General features: G+C 64.9%; 22 protein-coding genes. 2 read left to right on the top strand and 20 right to left on the bottom strand.

What is annotated here, in order from left to right:
• Positions 1-11: 11 nt before the first annotated feature.
• The 4 genes from lepA to BLW56_RS20565 all read right to left on the bottom strand — a co-directional run bounded on the left by lepA (position 12) and on the right by BLW56_RS20565 (position 4,057).
• Positions 12-1,835, bottom strand: a complete 1,824-nt coding sequence (gene lepA, locus BLW56_RS04585) for a translation elongation factor 4 (RefSeq protein WP_093509440.1) — start codon at positions 1,833-1,835, stop codon at positions 12-14.
• 45 nt (positions 1,836-1,880) lie between these two features.
• The gene (locus BLW56_RS04590) at positions 1,881-2,759 is read right to left on the bottom strand and encodes a transposase (RefSeq protein WP_143043371.1); all 879 of its coding nucleotides are present in this window, start codon (positions 2,757-2,759) and stop codon (positions 1,881-1,883) included.
• Entirely contained in the window at positions 2,747-3,841 is a 1,095-nt protein-coding gene (locus BLW56_RS04595) for a HEAT repeat domain-containing protein (RefSeq protein WP_177175816.1), read from the bottom strand. Before BLW56_RS04595 ends, BLW56_RS04590 begins: the two co-directional genes overlap by 13 nt.
• A gap of 69 nt (positions 3,842-3,910) precedes the next feature.
• Positions 3,911-4,057: a hypothetical protein gene (locus BLW56_RS20565; protein WP_177175817.1), complete on the bottom strand. Its 147-nt coding sequence runs from the start codon at positions 4,055-4,057 to the stop codon at positions 3,911-3,913.
• 175 nt (positions 4,058-4,232) lie between these two features.
• Here BLW56_RS20565 and BLW56_RS04600 point away from each other — a divergent pair, with 175 nt between their 5' ends.
• Positions 4,233-5,183 carry a beta-propeller fold lactonase family protein gene (locus tag BLW56_RS04600; RefSeq protein ID WP_093509442.1) on the top strand — a complete coding sequence of 317 codons (951 nt, stop codon included), beginning with the start codon at positions 4,233-4,235 and terminating at the stop codon, positions 5,181-5,183.
• Here the strand turns inward: BLW56_RS04600 and BLW56_RS04605 are convergent.
• Genes BLW56_RS04605 through argH form a run of 5 tightly spaced genes read right to left on the bottom strand, consistent with a single transcriptional unit; the run spans position 5,180 to position 10,028 of the window.
• The gene (locus tag BLW56_RS04605) at positions 5,180-6,355 is read right to left on the bottom strand and encodes an aminotransferase (protein ID WP_093509443.1); all 1,176 of its coding nucleotides are present in this window, start codon (positions 6,353-6,355) and stop codon (positions 5,180-5,182) included. The genes BLW56_RS04600 and BLW56_RS04605 overlap by 4 nt on opposite strands.
• Positions 6,352-7,122, bottom strand: coding sequence for a precorrin-2 dehydrogenase/sirohydrochlorin ferrochelatase family protein (locus BLW56_RS04610; RefSeq protein ID WP_093509444.1), 771 nt, complete (start codon positions 7,120-7,122; stop codon positions 6,352-6,354). Before BLW56_RS04610 ends, BLW56_RS04605 begins: the two co-directional genes overlap by 4 nt.
• Before the next feature lies 1 nt (position 7,123).
• On the bottom strand, positions 7,124-8,383 hold the full coding sequence (gene lysA, locus BLW56_RS04615; protein WP_093509445.1) for a diaminopimelate decarboxylase: 1,260 nt from the start codon (positions 8,381-8,383) through the stop codon (positions 7,124-7,126).
• 17 nt (positions 8,384-8,400) lie between these two features.
• Positions 8,401-8,652: a hypothetical protein gene (locus BLW56_RS04620; RefSeq protein WP_093509446.1), complete on the bottom strand. Its 252-nt coding sequence runs from the start codon at positions 8,650-8,652 to the stop codon at positions 8,401-8,403.
• Positions 8,652-10,028, bottom strand: a complete 1,377-nt coding sequence (gene argH / locus BLW56_RS04625; RefSeq protein WP_093509447.1) for an argininosuccinate lyase — start codon at positions 10,026-10,028, stop codon at positions 8,652-8,654. The genes BLW56_RS04620 and argH overlap by 1 nt, the downstream gene beginning before the upstream one ends.
• Between argH and BLW56_RS04630 the strand changes: the two genes are divergently transcribed.
• Entirely contained in the window at positions 10,027-10,650 is a 624-nt protein-coding gene (locus BLW56_RS04630) for a TlpA family protein disulfide reductase (protein ID WP_093509448.1), read from the top strand. The two genes, argH and BLW56_RS04630, sit on opposite strands and share 2 nt — an antisense overlap.
• Before the next feature lie 77 nt (positions 10,651-10,727).
• Here the strand turns inward: BLW56_RS04630 and BLW56_RS04635 are convergent, their stop codons facing one another.
• From BLW56_RS04635 to zwf, 11 genes are all read right to left on the bottom strand, one after another.
• Positions 10,728-11,066 carry a hypothetical protein gene (locus BLW56_RS04635; RefSeq protein ID WP_093509449.1) on the bottom strand — a complete coding sequence of 113 codons (339 nt, stop codon included), beginning with the start codon at positions 11,064-11,066 and terminating at the stop codon, positions 10,728-10,730.
• 114 nt (positions 11,067-11,180) lie between these two features.
• Positions 11,181-12,182: an NAD(P)H-dependent glycerol-3-phosphate dehydrogenase gene (locus tag BLW56_RS04640; RefSeq protein ID WP_093509450.1), complete on the bottom strand. Its 1,002-nt coding sequence runs from the start codon at positions 12,180-12,182 to the stop codon at positions 11,181-11,183.
• Between the two features lie 37 nt (positions 12,183-12,219).
• Entirely contained in the window at positions 12,220-13,152 is a 933-nt protein-coding gene (locus tag BLW56_RS04645; RefSeq protein ID WP_093509451.1) for an alpha/beta fold hydrolase, read from the bottom strand.
• Positions 13,149-14,009 (bottom strand): alpha/beta hydrolase, encoded by an 861-nt coding sequence (locus BLW56_RS04650; RefSeq protein WP_093509452.1) that lies wholly within the window; start codon positions 14,007-14,009, stop codon positions 13,149-13,151. The genes BLW56_RS04645 and BLW56_RS04650 overlap by 4 nt, the downstream gene beginning before the upstream one ends.
• A 2-nt stretch (positions 14,010-14,011) precedes the next feature.
• Positions 14,012-15,460: a DUF3336 domain-containing protein gene (locus BLW56_RS04655; protein WP_093510788.1), complete on the bottom strand. Its 1,449-nt coding sequence runs from the start codon at positions 15,458-15,460 to the stop codon at positions 14,012-14,014.
• Between the two features lie 23 nt (positions 15,461-15,483).
• Positions 15,484-17,052, bottom strand: a complete 1,569-nt coding sequence (locus tag BLW56_RS04660) for a wax ester/triacylglycerol synthase family O-acyltransferase (RefSeq protein ID WP_093509453.1) — start codon at positions 17,050-17,052, stop codon at positions 15,484-15,486.
• A gap of 1 nt (position 17,053) precedes the next feature.
• The gene (locus BLW56_RS04665) at positions 17,054-19,393 is read right to left on the bottom strand and encodes a glycerol-3-phosphate 1-O-acyltransferase (RefSeq protein ID WP_093509454.1); all 2,340 of its coding nucleotides are present in this window, start codon (positions 19,391-19,393) and stop codon (positions 17,054-17,056) included.
• Between the two features lie 3 nt (positions 19,394-19,396).
• Positions 19,397-20,941 (bottom strand): HAD-IB family hydrolase, encoded by a 1,545-nt coding sequence (locus tag BLW56_RS04670; protein ID WP_256203300.1) that lies wholly within the window; start codon positions 20,939-20,941, stop codon positions 19,397-19,399.
• Positions 20,942-21,042: 101 nt separating this feature from the next.
• A complete protein-coding gene (gene eda, locus BLW56_RS04675) occupies positions 21,043-21,666 on the bottom strand; it encodes a bifunctional 4-hydroxy-2-oxoglutarate aldolase/2-dehydro-3-deoxy-phosphogluconate aldolase (protein WP_093509456.1) in 624 nt (207 codons plus the stop codon).
• A gap of 48 nt (positions 21,667-21,714) precedes the next feature.
• On the bottom strand, positions 21,715-23,556 hold the full coding sequence (gene edd / locus BLW56_RS04680) for a phosphogluconate dehydratase (protein WP_093509457.1): 1,842 nt from the start codon (positions 23,554-23,556) through the stop codon (positions 21,715-21,717).
• A complete protein-coding gene (gene zwf / locus BLW56_RS04685; RefSeq protein WP_256203411.1) occupies positions 23,549-24,952 on the bottom strand; it encodes a glucose-6-phosphate dehydrogenase in 1,404 nt (467 codons plus the stop codon). The genes edd and zwf overlap by 8 nt, the downstream gene beginning before the upstream one ends.
• Between the last annotated feature and the right edge of the window lie 158 nt (positions 24,953-25,110).

The following is a 25,110-nucleotide window of genomic DNA, read 5'->3' on the forward strand; positions in this document are numbered from 1 at the left end:
AAAAAAGCGGATTAGGCGTCGTCACCCATCCGGAGCGCTGCAATGAAGGCCTCCTGCGGGATGTTGACGTTTCCGTACTCGCGCATCCGCTTTTTGCCCTCTTTCTGCTTTTCCAGCAGCTTTTTCTTGCGGGTCGCGTCGCCGCCATAGCATTTGGCGGTCACGTCCTTGCGCAGCGCGGCGATGGTTTCGCGGGCGATCACCTTGCCGCCGATCGCGGCCTGGATCGGGATCTTGAACATGTGGCGCGGGATCAGGTCCTTCAGCCGCTCGCACATGCCGCGGCCGCGGCTTTCGGCGCTGCCGCGGTGGACGATCATGGAGAGGGCGTCGACCGGCTCGTTGTTGACGAGGATGCTCATCTTGACGAGGTCACCGGCGCGGTGGCCGATCTGGTGATAGTCGAACGACGCATAACCGCGGCTGATGCTCTTCAGCCGGTCATAGAAATCGAACACCACTTCGTTGAGCGGCAGTTCATAGGTGATCTGCGCGCGGCCGCCCACGTAAGTCAGGTTCTTCTGGATGCCGCGGCGGTCCTGACACAGTTTCAGGATCGGGCCGAGATAATCGTCGGGCACGTAAATCACCGCCTCGATCCACGGCTCCTCGATCTCGTCGATGCGGTTCGGGTCGGGCATGTCGGCGGGGTTGTGGAGCTCAATCTCCTTCGCCGCCTCATTCTTCGTGTGGCTGAGCTTCAGCTTGTACACCACCGACGGCGCGGTGGTGATCAGGTCGAGGTCATATTCCCGGCTCAGCCGCTCCTGGATGATCTCGAGGTGGAGCAGGCCGAGGAAACCGCAGCGGAAGCCGAAACCGAGCGCGGCCGAGCTTTCCATCTCGAACGAGAAACTGGCGTCGTTGAGGCGGAGCTTCTGGATGCTCTCGCGCAGCTTTTCGAAGTCGTTCGCGTCGGTCGGGAACAGGCCGCAAAAGACGACCGGCTGGACTTCCTTGAACCCCGGCAGCGGGTTCGCGGCGGGCTTCTTCGCGTCGGTCACCGTGTCGCCGACGCGTGCCTGTGCGACGTCCTTGATCTGCGCGGTGATGAAGCCGATCTCGCCCGGGCCGATTTCGGTCAATTCCTCGCGCTTCGGCGTAAAACAGCCGACGCGGTCGATCAGGTGGGTGGTGCCCGCCTGCATGAACTTGATCTGCTGGCCTTTTTTCAGGATTCCGTCGACGACGCGGACGAGGATGACGACGCCCAGATAGGGGTCGTACCAGCTGTCGACGAGCATCGCGAGCAGCGGCGCCGCGGCGTCGCCCTTCGGCGGCGGGATCTTGGTGACGATCGCCTCGAGGCATTCCTCGATGCCGATCCCCGACTTCGCGCTGGCGAGCACCGCGTCGTCGGCGGGCAGGCCGATGATATCCTCGATCTCGGCCTTCACCTTGTCGACGTCGGCCGCGGGCAGGTCGATCTTGTTGATCACCGGCACGATCTCATGGTCATGCTCGATCGACTGATAGACGTTCGCCAGCGTCTGCGCCTCGACCCCCTGCGCGGCGTCGACGACCAGCAGCGCGCCCTCGCACGCGGCAAGGCTGCGCGACACTTCATAGGCGAAGTCGACGTGGCCGGGCGTGTCCATCAGGTTCAGCTCGTACGTCTCGCCGTCCTTCGCGGTATATTTCAGGCGCACCGTCTGCGCCTTGATCGTGATCCCGCGCTCCTTCTCGATGTCCATATTATCAAGGACTTGCGCCGACATCTCACGCGCGGTGAGGCCGCCGGTGAACTGGATCAGCCGGTCGGCAAGCGTCGACTTGCCATGGTCGATGTGCGCAATGATCGAAAAGTTGCGGATATGCGAAAGCGGAGTGGTCATGCGCCGCGCCCTAGCAGCCGAAAACGCCGCTGTCAGCAGGCGAAGCTAAAGCCCGATCCAGCGCCGGCAATCATCCCGAACACGCGCATCGGCATCGGCCATGCCCCGCTCCAATACCGCATCGGGTTCCGCCGATACCGCAGCAAGCGCCGCAATCGCATTCGCCCGCACCCGCGGCACTGGGTGTGCCTTGGCGAACTGCTCAGCCACATCCCTTCCATTCTCCGCCAGATGCACCGCGCAGCGGAGCAGCATTTCGCCGCTGGTCAGCGTCGGGCGCTTCGCGATCGTGCCGTGGTCGAGGTCGACGATATACTGGTCACGCCAGGGAACGTGCTCGCCCTCGTCCATGATGTTGAGGCTGACTGAGAGGCTTTCGGGCGGAAGCTGGCTGTGGATGTCGCGGTGGGCGCGGTAGAGCATCAGCTTGCCTTCGCTGAGCTGGCTACGTTCGACGAACGTCAGGGCCAGCTCCTCGCCCAAGCGGCCGTCAACCGCTTCGGGGTCGTAATCATAATAGTCGCTAACATAGCCGGGGCCGAAATAGCCGGTAGTGAGGAAGTGGAAATTATGGTCGTGCGGGACGCCGTAGGAGAAGGCCGCGGGCCCGCTCGCGGCGAAAGCGGCGTCGCGCTGCGACGGCCACAGGTTGGCGCGGAGGTAGAAGCCGCGCGGGCTCCTGTGAAGGAGGAAGACCTGCGCCGAATAGCGGTTGATTTCGAGTTGTTCCGCGTAGCTCGCCTTGAGCGCGGCGATCACGCGGCCGGCGAGAAAGTCGCGGTTGCGCTGGAGCCCGGCGAGCAGGTCGGCGCAGTGCGCGATGCTCGCCTGGTCGGTGAGGTCGACGCCGCTTTCGTCGAGGCGGGCCGCGACTTCCTCGATGTCGAGCGCGGTCCCCGCGGGCGGGTCGATCAGACAGGGCATGGAGCAGGGTCCGCGATGCGCTGCGGCGCCTTGGGAGCGGTTTCGGAGGTGGAGGGCGCCGGCCTTGGGCAAGGCGCGGGCCCTCCATCCCCCTCCCCCCCCGTCTCACCGGAAGGCGGGAAGATCATACTTTTCGTTGCCGCGGCGGCGGCGCGCACCTCGGGATGGGGATCGGCCGCCGCCATCGCCGCCAGATGCGGAAACGCTGCCGCAGGATCGAGCGCGACGAGTTCGCGCATCGCGTTCCAGCGCGCGGCGAAATCCTCGCTTTGTGCTTCGGCGGCGAAAAGCGGTGCGGCGTCGGCGCGACCAAGCTGGCGGAGCAAGGCGAGCGCCATCTGACGAAAACTGCTGTCGCTACTCGAGGCGCTGACGTGGATCAGCCGGCCGCTCTCTATGTCATAGGCACGGATCGGCAAGCGCGAGGGCGGCTGGGCGGTGAGTTCGAGGAAGAGGATATCGCGGCGGGCGCCCGCCTCGCCGGCTTCGAGCGTGAAGCTTTCGCGCGCGGTGTCGAGCAATAGCGTCTCGCCGTCGGCCAATGCGCGCGGCGGCAGGCTGTGACAGCGCGCGGCATTGGTCACGGTAAATCCCCCGGCATCTTCGGCTGCGCTCACGGCCACAACATGCCGGCGAAGCTGCGCGCCGCCGCAATCGAGGACATGGATCGCCGCGCGGCCGGGGACGAAGAGCGCGGTGCGCGGCGCCGGCTCGTTCGCGGTGAATGGCCGCATCTGAAGCGTCAGGCGGATCGCGCCGCCATCGACGAGCACCAGCCCGCCAGGCCCGCCATCACCGCCGCCAACCAACCGGAGCGGTGGGCGCGCAAAGGGGTCGGCCGCGAGCAGCGCCAGCGCCGCATCGAGACGGCCGCGAAGCCAGCCTATGTCGGAAAGCCGAGGAAGAAGGCGCGCGATCACGGTATCGGCAGGCGCATCGGCGAGCGCCGCGATGGCGGCGACCATCCCGTCGGGCGCGATTTCGGCCGCTTTCCATTCGGCGTCGAGATCGGCGACCGCGCAGCGCATGGCGAGACGGCGCGCCATATCGGCGCGGGGGAAATGATCGTGGCGGGATGGCATCGTGGACATCGCAAAAGGCGCGGGAACGGATGCTGCCGGGTTGGTGGCAACGCCCATCCCCACCGCGGTTCAGTCGTAAACGATCATCGCGATCGCGACGGCAATCTCGAATACCGACGGCCCCGACGATGCGCTTTCGCCGACGAGCGATCCGAACAGTCCGACTGCTGTGTCGAGCAACGGCAGTGCCTCGATATCGATGGTTGGCAGACCCATATTCCCCCTCCTGTTATGATCCGCGGCGCGACCCGCCGCCGGGAACATGGCTAGGAAGACAGGCCGGCGCTTCACAGTTAACTTATCGTAATCGCGGCCATGTCGCTCGTCGAAGCGGGGTTGCCGGCGGTGCCGCGCCGGATAGGGTGTCGCGGTCGCAACCGGGAGATTTGTCATGCACCGCATCATCGCCGCCGCCCTCTGTGCCCTTGCGCTGGCCGCGCCCGCCGGCGCGGAAACATTGCTCGTCGGCAACAAGGGCGAAGATACGCTGAGCGTCATCGCACTGGCGTCGGGCGAGGAACTGGCGAGGTTGCCCACCGGCAAGATGCCGCACGAGATCGCGGTCTCGCCCGATGGCAAGCATGCGGCGGTCGTCGCCTATGGCAGCACGACGATCGACGTGTTCGATGTGGCGAACCGGACCAAGGTCAGGACAATCGACCTCAGCCCCAACCAGCGGCCGCACGGGCTGCTGTGGCTGTCCGACGGGCGAATGGTCGCGACGACCGAGGGCAGCGAGTCAGTCGCGGTGGTTGCGCCCGATGGCAAGCTCATGTCGATTTCGACCGGGCAAAAGGGCACGCATATGATCGTCGTCGCGCCCGATAACCGCACGGCCTATACTGCGAATATCGGGGCAGGGACGGTGAGTGTGCTCGACCTCAAGACCGGCAAGAAGCTTCGCGATATGACTATCGGCGGCAAGCCCGAGGGGTTGGCGCTGACGAAGAAGGGCCGCGAGCTTTGGGTCGGCGACCTTGATGCGCCGCGGGTATCGATCTGGGATACGAAGACCGGAAAGAAGATCGCCGAACACCCGGTCGACCCGGTTGCAATCCGCGTGCTGGCAAGCCCCGACGGCAAGCTGGTTGCGACGAGCAATATCGCAAGCGGCACGATCAGCCTGTTCGACGCCGAGACGCGCGCGCTGGTGAAAACGGTCAAAGTGTCGGGCGAGGCGGCCAAGGGGCAGGTCACCCTGTTATTCAGCGCCGATTCGAAGCGGCTCTATGCCGCCGAGACGGGGCACGACAAGGTGGCGGAAATCGACGTCGCGAGCGGCGAGGTGTTGCGCCGGATCGCGGCGGGCAAGAATGGCGACGGGCTGGCGATCGCGCCCTAAGCGGTTTCGGCCCGCAATGTGTCGCGAAAGGCCGCGAGGCGCCGTACCGCCTCGTCGAGTATCGCGCCATCCTTGGCGAAGCAGAGGCGCAGGATGTGGCGCGGGCCGTCGCCTTCGAAAAGTGCCGATACGGGGATCGAGGCGACCCCTGCCTCGCGCACCGCGCGTTCGCTGAATTCCCGGTCGGAAAGCGTAATTCCTGATGCGGCGAGGTCGATGCACAGGAACCAGGTCGCGGCGTTCGGCAGGACCGCAAAGCCAGCGGCGTCCAGCGCATCGCGCAGATGCGCACGCGACGCGGCCCAGCGCCCGCGCTGCTCAGCGAACCACGCATCGGGCCGACCCAAACCCTCAGCCACCGCCCATTGCAATGCGGGCGGCGTCGTGAAGGTCAGGAACTGGTGCGCGCGGCCAAGCGCGGTGGCCATCGCGGGCGCGGCGCATAGCCAGCCGGTCTTCCACCCGGTGAGGCCGAAGATCTTGCCCGCCGAGCCGATCTTTACCGCGCGTTCGGCCATGCCCGGGAAGGACATCAGCGAACGATGCGGCACGCCGTCGAACCGGACATCCTCCCAGACCTCGTCACAGATCGCGATGAGGTCGTGGCGCACGCAGATGTCGGCCAGTATCGCCATCTCTGCTTCGCTGGCGACTGTCCCGGCCGGATTGAGCGGGTCGTTGAGCATGAGCACACGCGTGCACGGCGTGATCGCCGCCGCGAGCTGCTCGCGATCATAGCGCCAGTTGGGCGGCGCGAGCGCGACCGACACCGGAATACCGCCAGCGCGGCGCACCATCGGCGCATAGCTGTCATAGGCGGGCTGGAACAGAATCACCTCGTCCCCTGACGCGACGAAGGCAAGGATCGCGGCGGCAAGCGCCTCGGTCGCGCCCGAAGTCACGATCACCTGCTCACGCGACAGCGCGAGGCCCTGCCGCCGGGCATAGAAGCCGCAGATCGCGTCGCGCAGTTCGGGAAGCCCGAAGGCCGGGGGATATTGGTTCGACCTTTCGGCGAGCGCGCGCGCTGCAGCCGCGATCATGTCGGGATGCGGCGGTTCATCGGGAAAGCCCTGCCCGAGATTGATCGCGTCATGTGCCCGCGCGAGCCCCGACATATGCTCGAAAATCGTCGGCTCCATCGCGGCATAGAGCGGGTGGACTGGGCTCATGACCGCGAAATCCAGAGCGACAGGCCGGATGGCGGGTCGGCGGGCGGTGCATCGGCGATGTGGCGTACCGCGTCGGCGCGGGCGCGGTCGAGGATGGCTGCGGGAAGGTCCGCGGGGTGAAAGATATGATCGGCCTCGCCCAGCAAACGTGCGGCGCGCAAGGTCAGCTCGTCGGGATCGGCGCTCGTCAGCGCGATGGTTTCCAGGCGCGAGCGGTGGATCTGCGCTTCGCTCGCCAGCCAGCTTTCGACCTTGTCGGCCGCATCAGCACCAATGGGGTCGAGAGCACCACCGCTTGCCAGTGCGGCATCGATCGCGCGGCGGCGGTCGGCCACGACGGGCCAGCGCGCTTTCATGGAGTCCCGCGCGGCATAGAGCGCAGAAGCGAGCGCGCCGAGACGAGCGGGGAGCAAAGCTTCGATCCGCTGGCGGACGGCCTTTGCGAGGCCGGCCGAGGCCCCGCCCGTACCGATCGCGATCGTCACCGGCGCGCGGTCGACAATCGCGGGGGTAGTGAAATCGCAGAGACCAGGGCGATCGACGACGTTGACGAGCAGACCTCGTGCGCGGAGCGTCGCCGCGACAGCGCGCGCCTCGCCATCATCGTCGAGTGCGACAAAGGCGATGGTTGCGCCCTCCTCCCACTTCGGCACGATCCGCCCGCCCGCGCGTGCTATCAGCCGCGCCTTGGCATCGGCGGCTTCCCCCTCCCCGACCAGCACGACCGTGCGGCCGCGAAGGTTTAGGAATACGGGAAGCTGCTCCACCTCAGTCGATCCAGTCGGGCACGCGCTCGGCGGCCATGATCGTGCCCGCCGTGATGCGATCGGCGACGACGGCATAGCGGTAACCGTCGACGAGCACTTCGGGAACGAGGCTGCGGCTGTTATAGGTCGACGCCATCGTCGCGCCATAAGCACCGGCGGTGCGGAACACGGCGAGATCGCCCGGTGCAACTTCGTCGGTGATCCGGTCGCGTGCGAAGGTGTCGCCGGTTTCGCACACCGGGCCGACGATCGACGCGGTCATCGTCTCGCCGGTCGGCTTGACCGCAACGAAATCGTGATAGGCGTCGTAGAGTGCGGGGCGCGCAAGGTCGTTCATCGCCGCATCGACGATCACGAACGGATTGGTCACACCCGGCTTGACCCAGAGAACCTCGGTCAGCAGCACGCCGGTGTTGCCGGCAATCACGCGTCCGGGTTCGAACATCAATGTGACGTCCCAATCCTTGGTCACGCGCGCGACCATCGCGCCATATTCGGCCGGGCTCGGCGGGTTATCGTCGGCCTTGTACGGCACACCAAGGCCGCCGCCGAGGTCGACATGGGTGATGCTGTGTCCCGCCGCGCGCAGTTCGGCAACAAGCTGGCCGACACGTTCGAACGCCGCTTCGAGCGGGTCGAGGCTGGTGAGCTGGCTGCCGATATGCACCGCGATGCCGCGCATATTGAGCCCCGGCAGCGCCGAAAGGCGGCCGAAGATTTCGGGTGCGACGTCGATGCCGACGCCGAACTTGTTCTCGGCCTTGCCGGTCGAAATCTTGGCATGCGTGCCTGCATCGACGTCGGGATTGACGCGGAGAACGGCGGGCGCGGTCATTTCCTTCGCGAGCGCGATTTCGGCGAGCGCGATGCCCTCGGGCTCATGCTCGATATTGAACTGGCCGATGCCGCGGTCGAGTCCCTGCGCAAGTTCGGCGCGGGTCTTGCCGACACCCGAAAAGACGATGTCCTCGGCCGCCATGCCTGCTGCCAGCGCGCGTTCGAGCTCGCCGCCCGATACGACGTCGGCGCCATAGCCCTGCCGCGCAAGCACGCGCAGCACGCCGAGGTTGGGGTTGCACTTGATCGCGAAGGCGAGATGCTTCTTCGGCACATCCTTCAGCCCGTCACGGAACGCCTGTGCGTGACGTTCGAGCGTCGCGCGCGAATAGACATAGACGGGGGTACCGATTTCTTCGGCGATGCGCGGCAGCGGAATATCCTCGGCGTGCATCACGCCGTCCCGAATTTCAAAATGATTCATTGGTAAAGTCCTGAAGCTCAGCCCGGAGGCGGCAAGTCAAAATCGTCGGTTTCGCGTTGTTCGGACCGTTTGAGAAGTTCGTCGCTGCGCGCTGGCCGGGCCTGCGCGTCAGGCGTCGTAAGCTCCTCCGTAGGCGGGGCGCTGGTCGCGCCGACAGGAATCACCGGGGCAGGCTGGCCTGCCACGGGCTTCAGATCTTCCTTGCTACCGCACGCGCCGAGCAGCGCGGTTGCAGCGAATACAGCCATGATGAGGCGCTTGGTCGCCATCACATCGTTCCTTCGAGCGCCGCACGGGCCGCGGCCACGGCCTTCCTTACCCCGTCCGGCGCCGTGCCGCCATAGCTGGTGCGGCTCGCGACCGATGCCTCGACGGTCAGCGCGGCAAGCACCTCGGACGTGACCGCGGCATGGATCGCAGCGGCGTCGCCGGCGGGCAGCGCGGACAGCTCGACGCCCAGTTCCTCGGCGCGCTTGACGCAGGCGCCGACGACATGATGCGCCTCGCGGAACGGCAGGCCATTCTCGCGCACCAGCCAGTCGGCGAGGTCGGTCGCGGTCGAATAGCCCGATGCGGCGAGCGCGCGCATGCGGTCGGTGCGGAAGGTCAGCGTTTCGATCATACCGGTCATCGCGGCGAGCGACAGCGCGAGCGCGTCGAAGGCACCAAAGACGGTTTCCTTGTCGTCCTGCAAATCCTTCGAATAGGTGAGCGGCAGGCCCTTCACGATCACGCTGATCCGCTGGAAGGCGCCGAGCAGCAGCCCCGCGCGCCCGCGCACGAGTTCGGCGGCATCGGGATTGCGCTTTTGCGGCATGATCGAGCTGCCCGTCGACCAGGCGTCGGGCAGGCTGATGAAGCCGAAGGGCTGGCTGGCCCAGATCACGATCTCTTCGGCGAGGCGCGAGAGGTGGATCGCGGCGATCGACGCGGAGGCGCAGAATTCGAGCGCGAAATCGCGGTCCGACACGGCGTCGATACTGTTCGCCATCGGCCGGTCGAAACCGAGCGCGGCAGCGGTGGCGTGGCGATCGACCGGAAAACCCGTGCCCGCGAGCGCGGCCGCACCGAGCGGCGATTCGTTGAGGCGACGGCGCGCATCGGCGAAGCGGCTGCGGTCGCGGCCGAACATTTCGACATAGGCGAGCAGATGATGCCCGAGCGTCACCGGCTGTGCGACCTGAAGGTGCGTGAAGCCCGGCATGATGCTGCCCGCATGTTCGTCGGCACGCGTCAGCAGCGCGGTCTGGATCGCCCGCAACCCCGCGTCGATGCGCTCGCAGGCGGTGCGCGTCCACAGGCGAAAATCGGTGGCGACCTGATCGTTGCGCGAGCGTGCAGTGTGGAGTCGGCCGGCCGGTTCACCGACCAATTCCTTCAGCCGCGATTCGACCGTCATGTGAATGTCTTCGAGGCTCAGGTCGACGGGCACGCCGTTTGCGGCGAATTCGTCAGCGATCTGCGCCAGCCCGCGATCAATTTGAACCGCGTCTTCGGCCGCGATAATCCCGGCGGCGCCAAGCATGGCCGCATGCGCGCGGCTCGCCGCGATATCTTCTTCCCACAGGCGCTTGTCGACGGGAATCGACGCGTTAATCTCTTGCATGATCGCCGCGGGTCCGCCACCGAAGCGGCCGCCCCACATGCTGTTGCTGTCAGGAGAAGTCGTCATTCGCCGCGTTCCAAGCCCGTATCTTGTGATCCTCGCCGTGCTTCTGGCCGGATCGATCGCGGGCTGCGATAGGGAAAAGCAGGCGGGCGGGCAAGCCGCGCAAGGCCAAGCAAATGTTTCGGCGGGCCAAGCGAAGGGCGTCGGCCATTTTCAGCATCAGGTCGACCGGAGCAAGAAGGGTCAGGCGGCACCGGCCGCTCGCTTTCAGGGCCCCGACGATGCGCCCGTCACTCTCGCCAACTTTCGTGGGCGTCCGCTGCTCGTCAATCTGTGGGCAACGTGGTGTGCGCCCTGCGTCGCCGAGATGCCGACGCTCGATGCGCTCGCATCGAAAAGCGGCGACCGCATAACGGTGATCGCGGTCGCGCAGGACCTGCAGGGCGCGGAGGTTGTCGATCCGTGGTTCCAGAAGGCGGGGTTGAAGGCTTTGCAGCCCTATGTCGATCCGCAGAACGGCCTGCTCGACGACGCCGGTAGCGCGCTTCCGACCAGCATCTATTATGACGCCGAAGGCCGCGAGATCTGGCGCGTGGTCGGCGCCATCGATTGGCAGGGCGAAGAAGCGCAAGCGTTGCTGGCCGAGGCCACACTCTGACACAAGAAAGGGCGGGTGCCCCATGACACCCGCCCTTCCCTGCGACCCGGAGAGGGCTCCGGGGAACTCGCGAGAACTTAGCCGCCGACCGTCACGCGGCCGCTGCGATAGCCCTTCTTGCGCATTTCCTTCACATAATCCTTGTCGGCATCGACCACCTCGGTCTCCCACTCGTCCCACGCATCCCAGCGGTCTTCGCGGTCGGTGGCGTGGCGAAGATCGCTGCGCAATTCCTTCTCGGCCTCGAGAATGTCGGCCTTATAATTGTACCAATATTGGTTGACGACGCCGGCGATCGGCGACGTGCGGATGTGCGGTGCCTCAAATCCCGGCGGCATCGAACCATAAGGGACGGCCGCAACCGCGGCGGTGGCGGGGAGCGCCAGAATGACTGCAAGGGTGGTCCATTTTTTCATCGTCCATCTCCTGATTGCCCGCCCGCTCGCGGGCCGGTCAGGGGAGTCAACGAAGCGCACGGCCATTTTCTTCCCGGCTGATCGCCGAAATGGCACGGGTCGCGGCGGAATCGCCTAGCCAGGGTGCGCTTCGTCGCCAACGGCCGACCTTAACAGCCCGCGAAACACGTCCTGTGCGCTGCGTTTACCTTGCGTCACATCGAACACGTCGCGCGCGATCGGCATATCGAGACCGTAGCGTTCGGCGAGTGCAATCACGGTCGGCGCGCTCTTCACGCCTTCGGCGACCATGTTCATCCCCGCGATGATCTCGTCGATCGGCCGCCCTTTACCGAGTTCGACCCCGACATGACGGTTGCGGCTTAGCGGACTGGTACAGGTCGCGATCAGGTCGCCCATGCCGGTCAGCCCAGCAAAGGTTTCCGCGCGCCCGCCCATCGCGACGCCGAGCCGTGTAATTTCGGACAGCCCGCGCGTCATCAAGGCCGAGCGGGTGTTGTCGCCCGCCCCCAGCCCGTCGCCCATGCCGACCGCGATCGCGATGATATTCTTGAGCACCCCGCCAAGCTCGCAGCCGAGCAGATCGGTGTTGGTGTAAACGCGGAACAGCCCCGAATGAAACACCGGCTGGAGCGCGCGCACGACGATCTCGTCCTCCATCGACAAGACGCTCGCCGCTGCCTGCCCCGTCATGATCTCGCGCGCGAGATTGGGACCGGTGAGCACGCCGACGGGATGGCCGGGGAGCACTTCCTCGATCAGCTCGGTCATCCGCTGTCCCGAGGACAGTTCGAGCCCCTTGGTCAGGCTGATGACGGGCACCCAGGGACGCAAATGGCTACGCGCCTCTTCGAGCACGCTGCGGAAACTGTGCGAGGGTACGCCCATGACAAGTACGTCGGCGCCTGCAACGACCTCGGCCATGTCTGCGGTCGCGCGCAGCGCCGGCGGCAGCTTGATTCCGGGCAGATATCGGCGGTTCTCGTTATCGCTATTGATGCCGTTGACCGTTTCGGCGTCGCGCGCCCAGAGCGTGATCGGCGCGTTACGCGACACCACCGATGCGACCGTCGTTCCCCAGCTGCCCCCGCCGAGCAGCCCCACCTTCAACCGCATTCCGCTCTCCTATTTTCAGGAGAGACTGACGCGCATTTCAATGCTTGGCAAGAAAGCCCTTCATCACCGCCGCAGTCGCTTTCGGATCCTCGATCATCGGCACATGCCCGACATGTTCGAAGATATGCGACATGCTTCCCGTGATGCCGGCTTCGAGCACGGGGACACAGCTCACATCGAGCAATTGATCATGCCGTCCCCAGATGATCAGCGTTGGCACTTCCACCTCGCCGAGCCGGTCGTTGAGTGGATGATCGCGCCCTTCGGTCGCGATGATCCAGAAGATCTTGTCGAGCTGATCGCGATATTTGAGGCCGTCGGCGTAGAGCACGGGTTTCAGCCGTGACGGAATATGCGGCGGCTTGTGGACGACCATCGCGACCAGCCGGTCGGCGTCTTCCAGATTGGCCAGGATCAGCGGATTATAATCCTCGTTCGCCGCCTGTTTCTGAAGCTCGCTTTCGTTCGCGCCGTTGACGCCGGCATTGTTGAGCAGGATCAGGCTGGCGAGCGCGCCCGGATAATCGATCGCATAGCGCAGCGCGATCCAGCCGCCCATGCTGTTGCCGCCAACGTGCGGACGCTGCAGCCCGAGCGTATCGGCAAATGCCTTCAACCGCGCGGTCTGTGCTTCCAGATTATAGGCAAGGTCGGGGTTGCGCTCATTTTCGCCGAAGCCCGGCAGATCGGGCGCGATGACATGATAATCGCGCGTCAGGTACGGCGCGATCATCGACCAATTATCCTTGTCGCCCGCAAAACCGTGGACAAGCAGCAACAACGGCTTCGCCGGATCGCCGCCCTCGAGATAGGGCCAGCTACGGCCGTCGACGACGACGCTCTTCTGCACCATTCCGCCGCGCCGCCGCAGCAGGGAACGACCCAGCGCGACAAGCCGGCCCGGAAACACGAAATACATCAGCGCCAGCGCGATCAGCGGCGCGAAGAGCAGGACCAGCAAAATTCTCATGCGGCGTCCGTCCCTTTTACATGCGCGTCAAACCAGCCGATCAGGTCGTCGAGCACGGCATCGCGTTCGGGCTCGTTATAGATTTCGTGGAACAGGCCGGGATAGATTTCGAGGCGCTTGTCGGCCGAGCCGACATTGTCGAACAGGTAACGCGACCCGGCGGGCGCGGTCAGCCGGTCTGCCTCGCCATGCTGGATTAGGATCGGCAGGCGAATTTTCGGCGCGTCGGCCTGTGCGACCGCCATCGCGTCCATGAATTCCTTGCCCAGCCGCGCGCCGATCTTGCCGGTGTAAACGAGCGGATCGGCCTTATAGGCCTCGACAACCTGCGCGTCGCGGCTGACGCCGTTGGCGTCGAGCGACAACACGCCAAGGCGCGGGAAGAAGCGCGAGAGGAAGCGGCTGATCCAGACGGTGAAGCGCGACGGCGGCTCGGCGGGCAGGATCGCCGGCCCCGAAACCGCGGCGGCGACAAAGGCATTCTGCCTTTCGACGAGGAACAATGTCGCGATCAGCCCGCCCATGCTGTGGCCGAGGAGAAGGCGCGGTGTATCGCCATGGTTGATCTCGACGAGTGTCAGCAGTTCGGCCATGCCGTCGAGAAAGGTGGAGAAGCGCGGCACGAAACCGCCGTCGCCGTCCGATTGGCCGTGGCCCCAATGATCGACCGCATAAATGGCATAGCCGGCATCGGTCAGCCGCTTTGCGACATAGTCATAGCGGCCGGCATGTTCGGCATAGCCGTGCGCAAGCAATATGACCGCGCGCGGTCGGCCTTCGGGAAGCCAGTGGGTGACATGCAGCCTCGAACCTGCGCCCGCGGAACCGGCCGACAGGATCACAGCGCCCGCCGCCATGCTCAGCGAACCGCCTTTTGCAGCGCGGCGCTGCGGTGGCCGGGGCCGTCGTCGCCCGCCTTGTCGATCTTTGCCAATATCGCTTCGAGCGCGCGGCTGATCGCGGTCTGCGTGCGGACCATTTCGACCTTCGGCCAGGCGGTGCGCTCGCCGGTATCGATCAGCTCGTCGATATCCTCCTGCCCCAGATCGCTCAGAATCTTTGTCGGCGACCAGAATTTGGGCGGGCGGATGATGTTGATGTCGCCGGTATATTCCTGATTGATCACCGAACGCGCCATGTTGGCGAGGCTGTTGATGGGCGGGATCAGTTCGAGCGGCTTCTGGAAAATCACCATATTGGCGTTGAGCCACGCCTTGAAGGTCGCCATCGACGCATGCTGGATCGCCTCGATCGGCGCCATCTGTTTGCGCGTGTCGCTGGCGAAGGGCAGTGCGATCGGGTTCGCTTGGCTGACGATATGATGATTGACGCCGTACAGCCGTTCGAGTCGCTTGGTCGGGATATCGTGCGTCACCGACCCGTCGACCCAGCGCCGGTCGGGCTGATAGGGAACACGGTTGCCCGCATCGTCGCGTGCCATCAGCATCACGGGCGGGAAAACCCCCGGAACCGCGCACGATGCCAGAACGGCCTCGCGGATCAGCACGTTGGGCGCGGTGATCGCGTTGAGCAGACGGCCATTCTGATGCTTTTCGGCGGGCGCGACCGAGACGTTGAGGTGGCGGCCGCTGACCTCATAGGCTTCCTGAAAAGTGAGGTCGGGAATCAGGTCGTCGAGACGCGCGCGCACCTCATCGGGGGCGAGGCGCTTCTGGTCGGGGTTGCGACCGGGGTTGGCGAGGCGCCCGCTTTCGAGAAAGGCGCCGATATCGGCATTCTTGCGCGTGCAGACGACCGCGGCGACAATCGACCCGCCGCTGGCGCCCGACATGATAGCGGGCAACACGCCTTCTTCCCACAATGCCTTCACGACGCCGATATGGAAAAAGAGGAAGCTGCCTGAACCCGAGAGCAATAGCGCCGAACGGCCGTAGCAATGCTGGGCACGGCGGAAGAAATCGCGCTTCTCGTCGCGACCGATGCTGCGTGCCGCGGCGATCTTGTCGAGCGAGGCAACCACCTCGGCAACATAATCCTCGATCAGCTTTTTCGTGCCAAAGCGCGCCTTCTGATACAGCCGTTCGTGCCCCATGCCGTCGATATTGCCATGGATGCCTTCGTTCAGAACAAAGAGCAGCCCCTTGACGTCACCCGCCGCCGACAGCTTGCGCAGCTTTTCGAGCCTCGCCCGGATCGCCTTATAATCGAAATGCTTGCTCTCGTCGGCGTCTCGCCACGCCTGCATTCCCGATTTCTTGTCATGCTCGTGCGCCGCCTTGGTCCAGGCAGCATAATCGGGCGCGGTCACAAGATCGCGGTCGGCGCTGAGCGTCGGGGTAAAAAGCATTCGGTAGTCCTGCGAGAGCATCATTATTTTTTGCGAGTCTTGCCGGTTGCGTTGCCTTTGGCAACCGGTTTCACCCTGCTCTTTGTCGCAGTTTGGGCCGCCGACTTCGGTTTGGCCTTGGGTTTCGGAGCGGACTTGGCGGCCGCCTTCGGCGCTGCCGTAACGGCTTTCGCTTTTTCCGGCTTGGGCACTGCCGCCATCAGATCGGCGAAACTTTCGTCGATGCATTCGCGAAAAAAGGCGATGTCGGGCATCACCGCGCGCTCGGAGATGAGCGAAAAGGCGATCCGGCCGTTGTAACTGGGGGTCGCGACGAACAGCCCCATATTGTTCGCAAGCGGCGCCATGCCGTGCTGCTGCACAAGCTGTGCGCCGGCCAGATAGAGCGGCACCTGCGCGCCGGGCACGTTCGAGATGAAGAGGTTGGTACCGCGAACCGCAAAGCGCTCGCTGGTCACCAGCCGCGCGACCGCCGCCATCGTCGCACCCGGAATATGCTGCGACAGGCCGGTCATGATCCGCGCGCTGACGCCTGCTTTGGCTTCCTTGGCATCGACCGTATAGTCGCGAACCGCCGCGAGCCGTTCGAGCGGGTCGGCGATGTCGGTACGGATCGGGACGCTCATCGCCGACACCTGATTGCCCGGCTTCGACGCCTTGCCGCCCTTCCCGCGCAGATTGATCGGCGCGACCGCGACGAGGCTGTCCTTCGGGAGCTCCTTGTGCTTCGCGAGATATTTGCGCAGCGCGCCGCCGACAGTGGTGAGCACGACGTCGTTGACCGTCGCACCGGGCACCTTCTTGCGGATTTCGGCGACGTCGGTCAGCGCGACTGTCGTCGCGTCGAACATCTTGTGCGGGCCGACGGGCACGTTGAACCGCGTTTCGGGAACGCCCGCAGTCATCCCGCCTTCGGCGATCGACTTGCGCGCCGACGAGATGATCGCGGGCGACATCTTCATCAGCGCGTTCATAAACTTGACCGGCGACTGCATCGACGCCGACCAGGCGCGCGAAAGCGTTTCGGCGCTCGACGGCGCCTTGCCGAGATCTTCGACCGGCGGCGGTTCGGCGATCGCAGGAGTGCCTTTGGCGTCGATATCGCTCATCGCGATGAAGGCGTGTGCGCCCGATGCGCCGTCGACGGCGGCGTGGTGGACACGGTGGAGCATCGCGAAGCTGCCCTTCGGGATGCCCGGAATGCGGTCGAGCCCCTCGATGATATAAATATCCCAGAGCGGCCGGTTCATATCCATCGGCTTCGAGAACCAGCGCGCGACCGCGATGCAGAATTGCCGCCAGTCGCCGGGTTCGGACAGGCGCGCGTGGCTCATATGCGCTTCGATGTCGAAATGCTCATCCTCGACCCAATAGGGATGGTCCATGTCGAACGGCAGGCGGTGCAACCGGCGCTTGAACAAGGGCGAGGTGTCGACGCGGCTTTCGACGTGGCGGATAATATCCTTGAAGCGCACGAAGCCGCCCGGCGCGGTCGAGGGGTCGTAGATATAGACGCCCATGATATGCGTCAGATTGTTCGCCGTCTGCGTATAGAGGAACTGGGCGTCCTGCGCGCTGAGCTGTTTGAGCATCCTATCCTCCTGAACCCGGCAACCGGTCGGCAAGCGCGACGGTTGAAAGCCGCATCGTTTCCATGACGTTGGCAAGGCCGCGCAGTTCCATCAGCAGCGCACGGCGCGCGGCGAGATTCACCGGCGTCGCCTCCTCCGCGAGCCCCATATGGCGCATCAACGACAGCCCGTTGGCAAAGAGCAATTTGCCGATCGCCGCCTCGCTGCTGATCCGGCGAAGCAGATAGGCCTGCCGCCCCTCGACGAGTGCGGCGTCGAGCAGGGCCTTTTCGTCGACCGCATCGCCAGGCTTCGCGCGTGCAAGCTGTTCGGCGACGACCGAATAGGCCTCGGCAAACGGCAGCAATATCGCGTGGCCGACAACCGGCTGGCAGCGACGCAGCATCTGCGCGATGCCGCGGTCGCCGCTCGCGAGGCGGCGGTCCCACACCGGGTCGATGCGCGCCAGTTCGGCCTCGATCGCGGCGCGATGCTCGTCGCGGGGCGGATAGAAGAATTCGAATTTGAACAGGTCGCGAAGCCGGTCGATCTTGGCCCAGAAGGCGGCCGTGGCATCGCCGCTGTCGGCGTCGCGCAGTTCGAACAGCGCCAGCTCGATCATCGCACGGTCGAGGAAATGATGCGCGATGATGTTGCGGTAATAACTCGCCATCGGATGCTTGGCGGGGTCGATCGAATAGACATTCTCGCTCCCCGCCTCGTAACGCGTCAGAAGGCCGCTCTCGACCAGCGTATCGACCGTTGCGGAGAGCGCGGCATCGTCGCCGCTTTCGAGTTCACTGCTGAGGCGAATGTCGCGCGCCCGGGCCCAGTCGGTCACCGCGCCGATCGCGCCGAGCAGTTCCGCCGACGTCGCACCGCGCGGCGCCATGCCGAGCAGGATCAGGCACATCACCGACGTGACGGTGAGCGGCGTGACGCGGTTCGCCTCGACAGCGACCGCGAAAGCGATCTTTTCCAGCGCGCGCTTGTCGTCGGGTCCGGGCGCCTGTTCGATCACCACCGGATCGCCGATATCGAGCCGGATGCGGCCCGACGGTTCCTTCAGGCTCTTCATATAGCCGAGGAACCAGGACAGGCTTTCGGGCTTCTTGTTCCGCCCGGTCTGTTCGGCGGCATATTCCTCGACGTCGCGGATCAGGTCGAAGCTGGTGACGAAGGGCACGAAATGGACGCCCTGCGTTCCCGTCGCATGCGCTGCGTCGAGGACATATTTCATCAGGCCATATTTGGGCGGCATCAGCTTGCCGAGCCGCGAACGCGTCCCCTCGAACGCCCATGAAAGCGGGAAACGCTTGGCGAGCAGCCAGGCAATATAGTGGCGCAGAACGAGCTTGTAGACCGGCTGGTCCTGAAAGCTGCGGCGGATGAAGATCATCCCCGAGCGGCGGAAGAATTCACCCATCACCGCAAAGTCGAGGTTCGCCCCGCCGAAGCTGTGCAGCATCGGCATGTCCTTTTCATAGGTCAGCCGGCTGGGCGTCGCGCCGTCGATATAGGTCTTGTGCGTGAACAGGATCGCGGTCGGATGTTCGCGCAGGATATTGCGGAGCTTCGCGAGTTCGGCGGCATCGACCTCCATTTCGGGCGCATAGCCGCCGAACATCATGCGATCGAGCCGCGCCCGCAGGTCGAGGAAGAGCGCCGAAGGCCGCGCGATGACTTCCTTCATCAGCGGCCGCGCCTCGCGATAGAGATCGCCGACGGGGCGTCCGGTCTTTTCCGCGAGGTCGGCAAGCGCGGCGCGGAATTTGGGACTGGTACGCAGGCCATCGGCGACGAAGCGCGGCACCTTGTACCGCGTGCCGCGCACTCCGCGTTCGGCGACATCGAGTGCCAGCGCAGCCTGCCGCGCGACGAAGCCCGCAAATTCGGGGCTGTCGGCACCCTCGCCATCACCGCCGCCGGTCTGCGCGCAGAAACGATCGCGCAGCATGTCGAGCGTCGCTGCTTCGCCGACCAATATCTGCGCGCGGCGGCGGTCGCGAAGCAGGATCAACCGCGATCGCAGCGGGCCCGGATGGCGCGGGTCGCCAAAGATCAGGTGCCGGAATTTGAGCGCGCGATCCTTGTCGAAGCCCGGGATGCGCCAGGCGACGCGCAGCGGCACGACCTGCCGCGACGGCGCACCGCCCAGCCGCGCCTGCAGCACGTCGACGGGCAGCGCATGGTCGCCATCCTCGATATCGAGGCTGGCCCAGGCCGGCTCGTCATCGCCACTCGTCGAATGGATCCAGTCGAGCAGGATACGCCGCTCGACGCCGTTGCGCGCGTCGATGATATAGAGCCGGTCGGCCGCCTGTTCCGCCACGATTCCGGTGCGGGGCGTTCCGTCAGCCACCGCTTAGCCGGTCTTTCCCTTGCGGGCGGCCGGTTTCTTGGCCGGCGCCTTTTTCTTGGGAACGGACTTCTTCTCGGCCGCTTTCCCTGCCTTCGGCTTTTCGGCCTTTGCTGCGGGAGCGGCCTCGGTCGCCACCGATTCCGCCACGCTCTCCTCGGGCTGGCCGAGCGTACGCAGGAACATGTTCCGCACATCGCGAACGTGATTGTTGATCGTTTTCGGGCTCCATCCCGAGGTATCGACCGGCGGCAGCACGGTGACGCGCACCGTCGCCGGGCGCATCACAAACTCGTTTTTCGGCGCGACGTCGGTGGCGTTATGAATCACGATCGGCACGATCGGCACCCCGGCCTGCATCGCGAGATGAAACGCGCCCTTCTTGAACGGTTCGAGCTTCGGCGTCAGGCTGCGCGTGCCCTCGGGCGAGATGCAGATCGACTTGCCCTCGATCTTGATCGCGTCGACCAGCGGCTCCATCGCCTTGATCGCGCTCTTGCCGTCGGCGCGGTCGACGAAGACGGTACCGCCCCATTCCATCAGCTTGCCGAGAATGGGGATGTCCTTGATTTCCTTCTTCCCCACCCCGCCCATGTCGCGGCGGATGAGCTTGGCGAGGATCATCACATCCGCCTTGCTCTGGTGGTTGAAGATGAAGATGCACGGGCGCGAAGACCAGAGGTTCTTCTCGTCCTCGACCTCCAGCTCGACGCCGGAGATCGCCGTCGCAAAGTCGCCGAACAGCCCGATCGAAAAATTGGCCGCCTCACGCTGCGAGCGCGTCAGCGCCCAGATCGGCAGCCCGGCGGCGAAGGCGCCGACGAGCGAGCCGGTGGCATAGATGGTGCGCGTATAATCGACCCACGACGGCGTCCCGCGGCTACCGAAGCGCTGCACCGGCCAGCCATTTTCCTCGGCAATGGCTTTCAGCTTGAGATTGGGATTGAGCGGACGCGGCTTGCCGACGCGTTCGAGCAGTTCGATATCGTCGTCGCTGTCCGAATAGAAAAAGCTCTGATCGAGATCGAGGCCATATTCCTCGGCCAGCTCTTCCGCCGCGAGCACCTTGCCCTCGCCGAAACAGAGCGGCCGGATGATCTCGCCGGTGAAAACGCCGTCCTCGATCTCGTATGCCGAGCATTTGATGTCGGTGATGCCAAGGTCGCGCGCCGTCGGCTCGATCTGATAGATCGTCGCCGACGAGATGATCGCGACGCGGTGCCCCTTGGCCTGATGCGCCTCGATGATCGCGCGCGTCTCGGGATAGATCTTCCGCGCGATATGCTTTTTGTAGAGCTCCTCGCCAAACTCGATGAAGCTGTCCTCGTCGACGCCCTTCATGAATTTGGCGGCGCCCGACATCAGCCCCGAAAAGCCGATCGTGCCAAGGCTGTGCTGTGCGATGACCTGCGCCGTCTCGGCGATCTCTTCCACCGACATTTCGCGGCGCTGGAATTTCTCGCGCAGCATCGCGGTCGCCGAATAGCCCGAGATGATCGTGCCGTCGAAATCGAACAGCGCGGCGATATGCGGCCCGGGCTCGGACGCCAATACTTCTTCCAAATGTGGCTGCGGCCTCGGCACGCGCATCTCCCCACCAACGGCTATGTTGCCGTTTTACCTAGGCACAGTGGCAGTAAAGATGGCGTTTATCAATGGCGCGAAAGCGCGGAGGCCTCGCGTGCCAGCGTCTCGATTTTGGTCACGTCGACCGGGCCCGCTGGAACCACCCAGCTACCGCCGACGCACAGCACCGGTTCGAGGGCAAGCCACTCGGGTGCGGTCGCAAGGCTGATGCCGCCGGTGGGGCAGAAATTGATCCCGCCGAACGGCCCCGCGAGCGCTTTGAGCGCGGGAATTCCGCCGCTCGTTGCCGCGGGAAAGAATTTGAAGCTGTCGAGCCCGAGGTCGAGCCCCGCCATGATGTTCGACGCATTGGCGACGCCGGGCAGGAAGGGAATGCCGCTCGCGACCGCCGCTTCGCCAAGGCTGTCGGTAAGGCCGGGCGAAACGATGAATTCGGAACCCGCGTCGATCGCGTCCTTGAGCATGCGGGGGTTGAGCACCGTGCCGGCGCCCACGACAGCGCCGGGGACCGCCTTCATCGCGCGGATCGCATCGAGCGCGGCGGGGGTCCGCATCGTGACTTCGAGCACTTTCAGCCCGCCCGCGACAAGTGCTTCGGCCATCGGCACCGCGTCTTCGACGCGGTCGATGACGATCACCGGGATGACCGGCGCGAAGCGCATGATCTGCTCGATACCGCTGTCGGACATATTCACTCCATTCAAGACTGGCGTCGCCCATAAGGCGACAGATCGGGTTCAGATGACTGTTTCCATCGCCGCAAGCACGGCCGAACCACCCTTTTCGGCCTCATCGGCATGGTGACGAAACAGCGCGAACAGTTCGCGGCCGACACCGACCGCGGGCGACGGAGCCACTGCGGGGCTGCGCGCCGCCCATATGGCGGGATCGACGAGCGCCAACACTTCACCCTTGCGCGCACAGACACGGACGATGTCGCCGTCGGCGAGGAAGGCGAGCGGGCCGCTGACCCCGTCGGCACCGGGCAGCGCCTCGGGCGACAAATGGATCACCGCCGGCACCTTGCCGCTCGCCCCCGACATCCGGCCGTCGGTGAGCAAGGCGACGCGGAAACCGCGGTCCTGCAGCACGCCAAGCGCCGGGGTGAGCTTGTGCAGTTCGGGCATGCCGTTCGCGCGCGGCCCCTGGAAACGCACGACGACGACCACATCGCGCTCGAGTTCGCCGGCCTTGAACGCCGCCAGCACCGCATCCTGCGTATCGAAGATCCGGCACGGCGCCTCGATCGTCCAGCGATCCTCGGCGACCGCGCTGGTCTTGATGATCGCACGGCCAAGGTTACCCGCGAGCAGGCGCATCCCGCCGTCGGCCGAGAAAGGCGCGGAAACGGGGCGCAACATCGTATCGTCGCGACTCTCGGTCGGCGCCGCCTGCCAGTGGAGTTCGTCGTTCACGAGCACGGGCTCGGCAGCATAATCGGCCATCGTTCCGCCAACAGTCAGCACATCGCCGTGCAACAGCCCCGCGCCGAGCAGTTCCTTGACGACATAGCCGACACCGCCGGCCGCGTGGAAGTTGTTCACGTCGCCCGCGCCGTTCGGATAGACGCGCGCGAGCAAGGGCACCGCGTGGCTCAATTCGTCGAAATCCTGCCAGTCGATGATGATCCCCGCCGCGCGGGCAATGGCGGGCAGGTGGATCGCATGGTTGGTCGACCCGCCCGTCGCGAGCAGGCCGATCGCGGCGTTGACGATCGCTTTTTCGTCGATGCAACGCGCCAGCGGCCGGTAATCGTCGCCGTCCCAACCGATCTCGGCGATCCGGTGCGTTGCGGTGCGCGTCAATTCCTGCCGCAGCTTCGTTCCGGGATTGGTGAAGGCGCTGCCGGGGATATGGAGCCCCATCAGTTCCATCATCATCTGGTTGCTGTTCGCTGTGCCATAGAAGGTACAGGTGCCTGCCCCATGATAGCTTGCTGCCTCGGCTTCGAGCAGCTCATCGCGGCTCGCCTTGCCCTCGGCATAAAGCTGGCGGACGCGCTGCTTTTCCTTGTTCGCAAGACCCGAGGGCATCGGTCCCGCCGGGATCAATATCTGCGGCAGATGACCGAAGCGCAGCGCACCGATCAGCAGGCCGGGGACGATCTTGTCGCATATGCCGAGCAGCAGCGCGCTCTCGAACATCGCATGGCTGAGCGCGATCACGGTGCCCTGCGCGATATTGTCGCGGCTGAACAAAGACAGGTCCATGCCCGCCTGCCCCTGCGTCACCCCATCGCACATCGCGGGAACCCCGCCCGCGACCTGCGCGGTCGCGCCGACTTCGCGCGCGAACAATTTGATCTGCTCGGGATAGCGGCCGTAGGGCTGATGCGCCGAGAGCATGTCGTTATAGCTGGTGACGATGCCGATGTTCATCGCCGCGCCGGTACGGATCGCAGGCTTGTCCTCGCCCGAGGCGGCAAAGCCGTGCGCAAGGTTACCGCACGACAGATTGCCGCGGTTGGTTCCGGCGTCGCGCTGGCGATCCATCAGGTCGAGATAGGCGGCGCGGCGCGGCGCGCTGCGTTCGATGATACGATCGGTAACCTTGGCGATTACGGGGTTCAGATCAGTCATGCCAGCTCGCTCCGTCGCGCTCGATCAGCGCGATTGCACTCGACGGCCCCCAGCTTCCCGCCGTGTAATTCTGCGGCGCCATGTCGACCGCGGCCCAGGCGTCGCGGATCGAATCGATCCACTGCCACTGCGCCTCGACCTCGTCGCGACGGACGAACAGGGTCTGGTCGCCCTCGATGAAATCGAGCAGCAGGCGTTCGTACGCGATGCGGCGGCGCTCGCCGGCAAAGCTGTGCGAGAGCGAGACGTCCATCGTCACTTCCTTGAGCTTGACCCCGTCGCGGTCGAGTCCCGGCTGTTTTGCCATCACCTTGACCCGGATATTCTCCTCGGGCTGCAGGTTGATGATCATGCTGTTCGCGTCGAGCTTGCCCGCGCCGACCCGCGCAAAGATATTGTGCGGCACCGGCTTGAACTGGATCAGCACCTCCGACTTGCGCTGCGGCATCCTTTTGCCGGTACGAAGGTAAAAGGGAACGCCCTTCCAGCGCCAATTGTCGATATAGGCCTTCAACGCGACGAAAGTTTCGGTGTTCGACGGATTGCCGAGTTCGTCGGCATAACCCGAGACCGCGCCGCCATTGACTGCGCCGCTGCTATACTGCCCCTTGACGCTGTGCATCTTCACATCCTCGGCGCTCATCTTGCGAAGGCTGCGGAGCAGCTTCACCTTCTCGTCGCGCACCGCGGTCGACGAGACGCTGGACGGCGGCTCCATCGCGATGATCGCCAGCAGCTGCAGCATATGGTTCTGCACCATGTCCTTCAGCGCGCCGACGCCGTCATAATAAGAGACGCGGCCCTCGAGCCCGACGGTTTCGGCAACGGTGATCTGGACATGGTCAATCGCCTGCGCGTTCCACAGCGGCTCGAACAACATATTTGCAAAACGCAGCGCGAGCAGGTTCTGGACCGTTTCCTTGCCCAGATAATGGTCGATGCGGAAGACGCGGTCCTCGGCAAAGGCATCGCCGACCTCTGCATTGACCTGCCGCGAGGACGCGAGATCCTGCCCGATCGGCTTTTCCATCGCGATCCGGCATTCGGCACACGCAATGTTCGCAGCCTTCAGCCCCTGCGCAATCGGTCCGAACATCGAGGGCGGGGTAGACAGGTAAGCGCCAATCGGGCGGCCAAGCCGGTCGCCAAGCTGCGCCGCAAGATCGTCATAACCCGTCCCGGCACCGGCATCGACCGGACAATAGTCCACCCGTTCCAGAAAGCTCGCGATCTGCGCGTCGTCGAGCCGATCGTCGGACAGATGATCGGCGAGCGCTTCGCGCACCATCTGGTGGCACGCCGTGCGATCCATCTTCGAGCGCCCCGATGCGACGATCGTCAGCGCATCTTCAAGCAACCCGTCGACGTGCAGATTGTAGAGCGAGGGAAAGAGCATGCGCTGCGCAAGGTCGCCCGTCGCGCCGAACAGGATCAGGGTTTCGACTTTCACGCTCACTACAGTCCCCTTGGATAATATGATTGAATTGAAGGATGCACCCCGCGAATGCAACGCGCATACGTAAGCCGCATACGATGTCGCCTCTTGGCAAATCC

This window comes from Sphingopyxis sp. YR583 (genome assembly GCF_900108295.1).
In the GTDB taxonomy this organism is placed as follows: Bacteria; Pseudomonadota; Alphaproteobacteria; order Sphingomonadales; family Sphingomonadaceae; genus Sphingopyxis.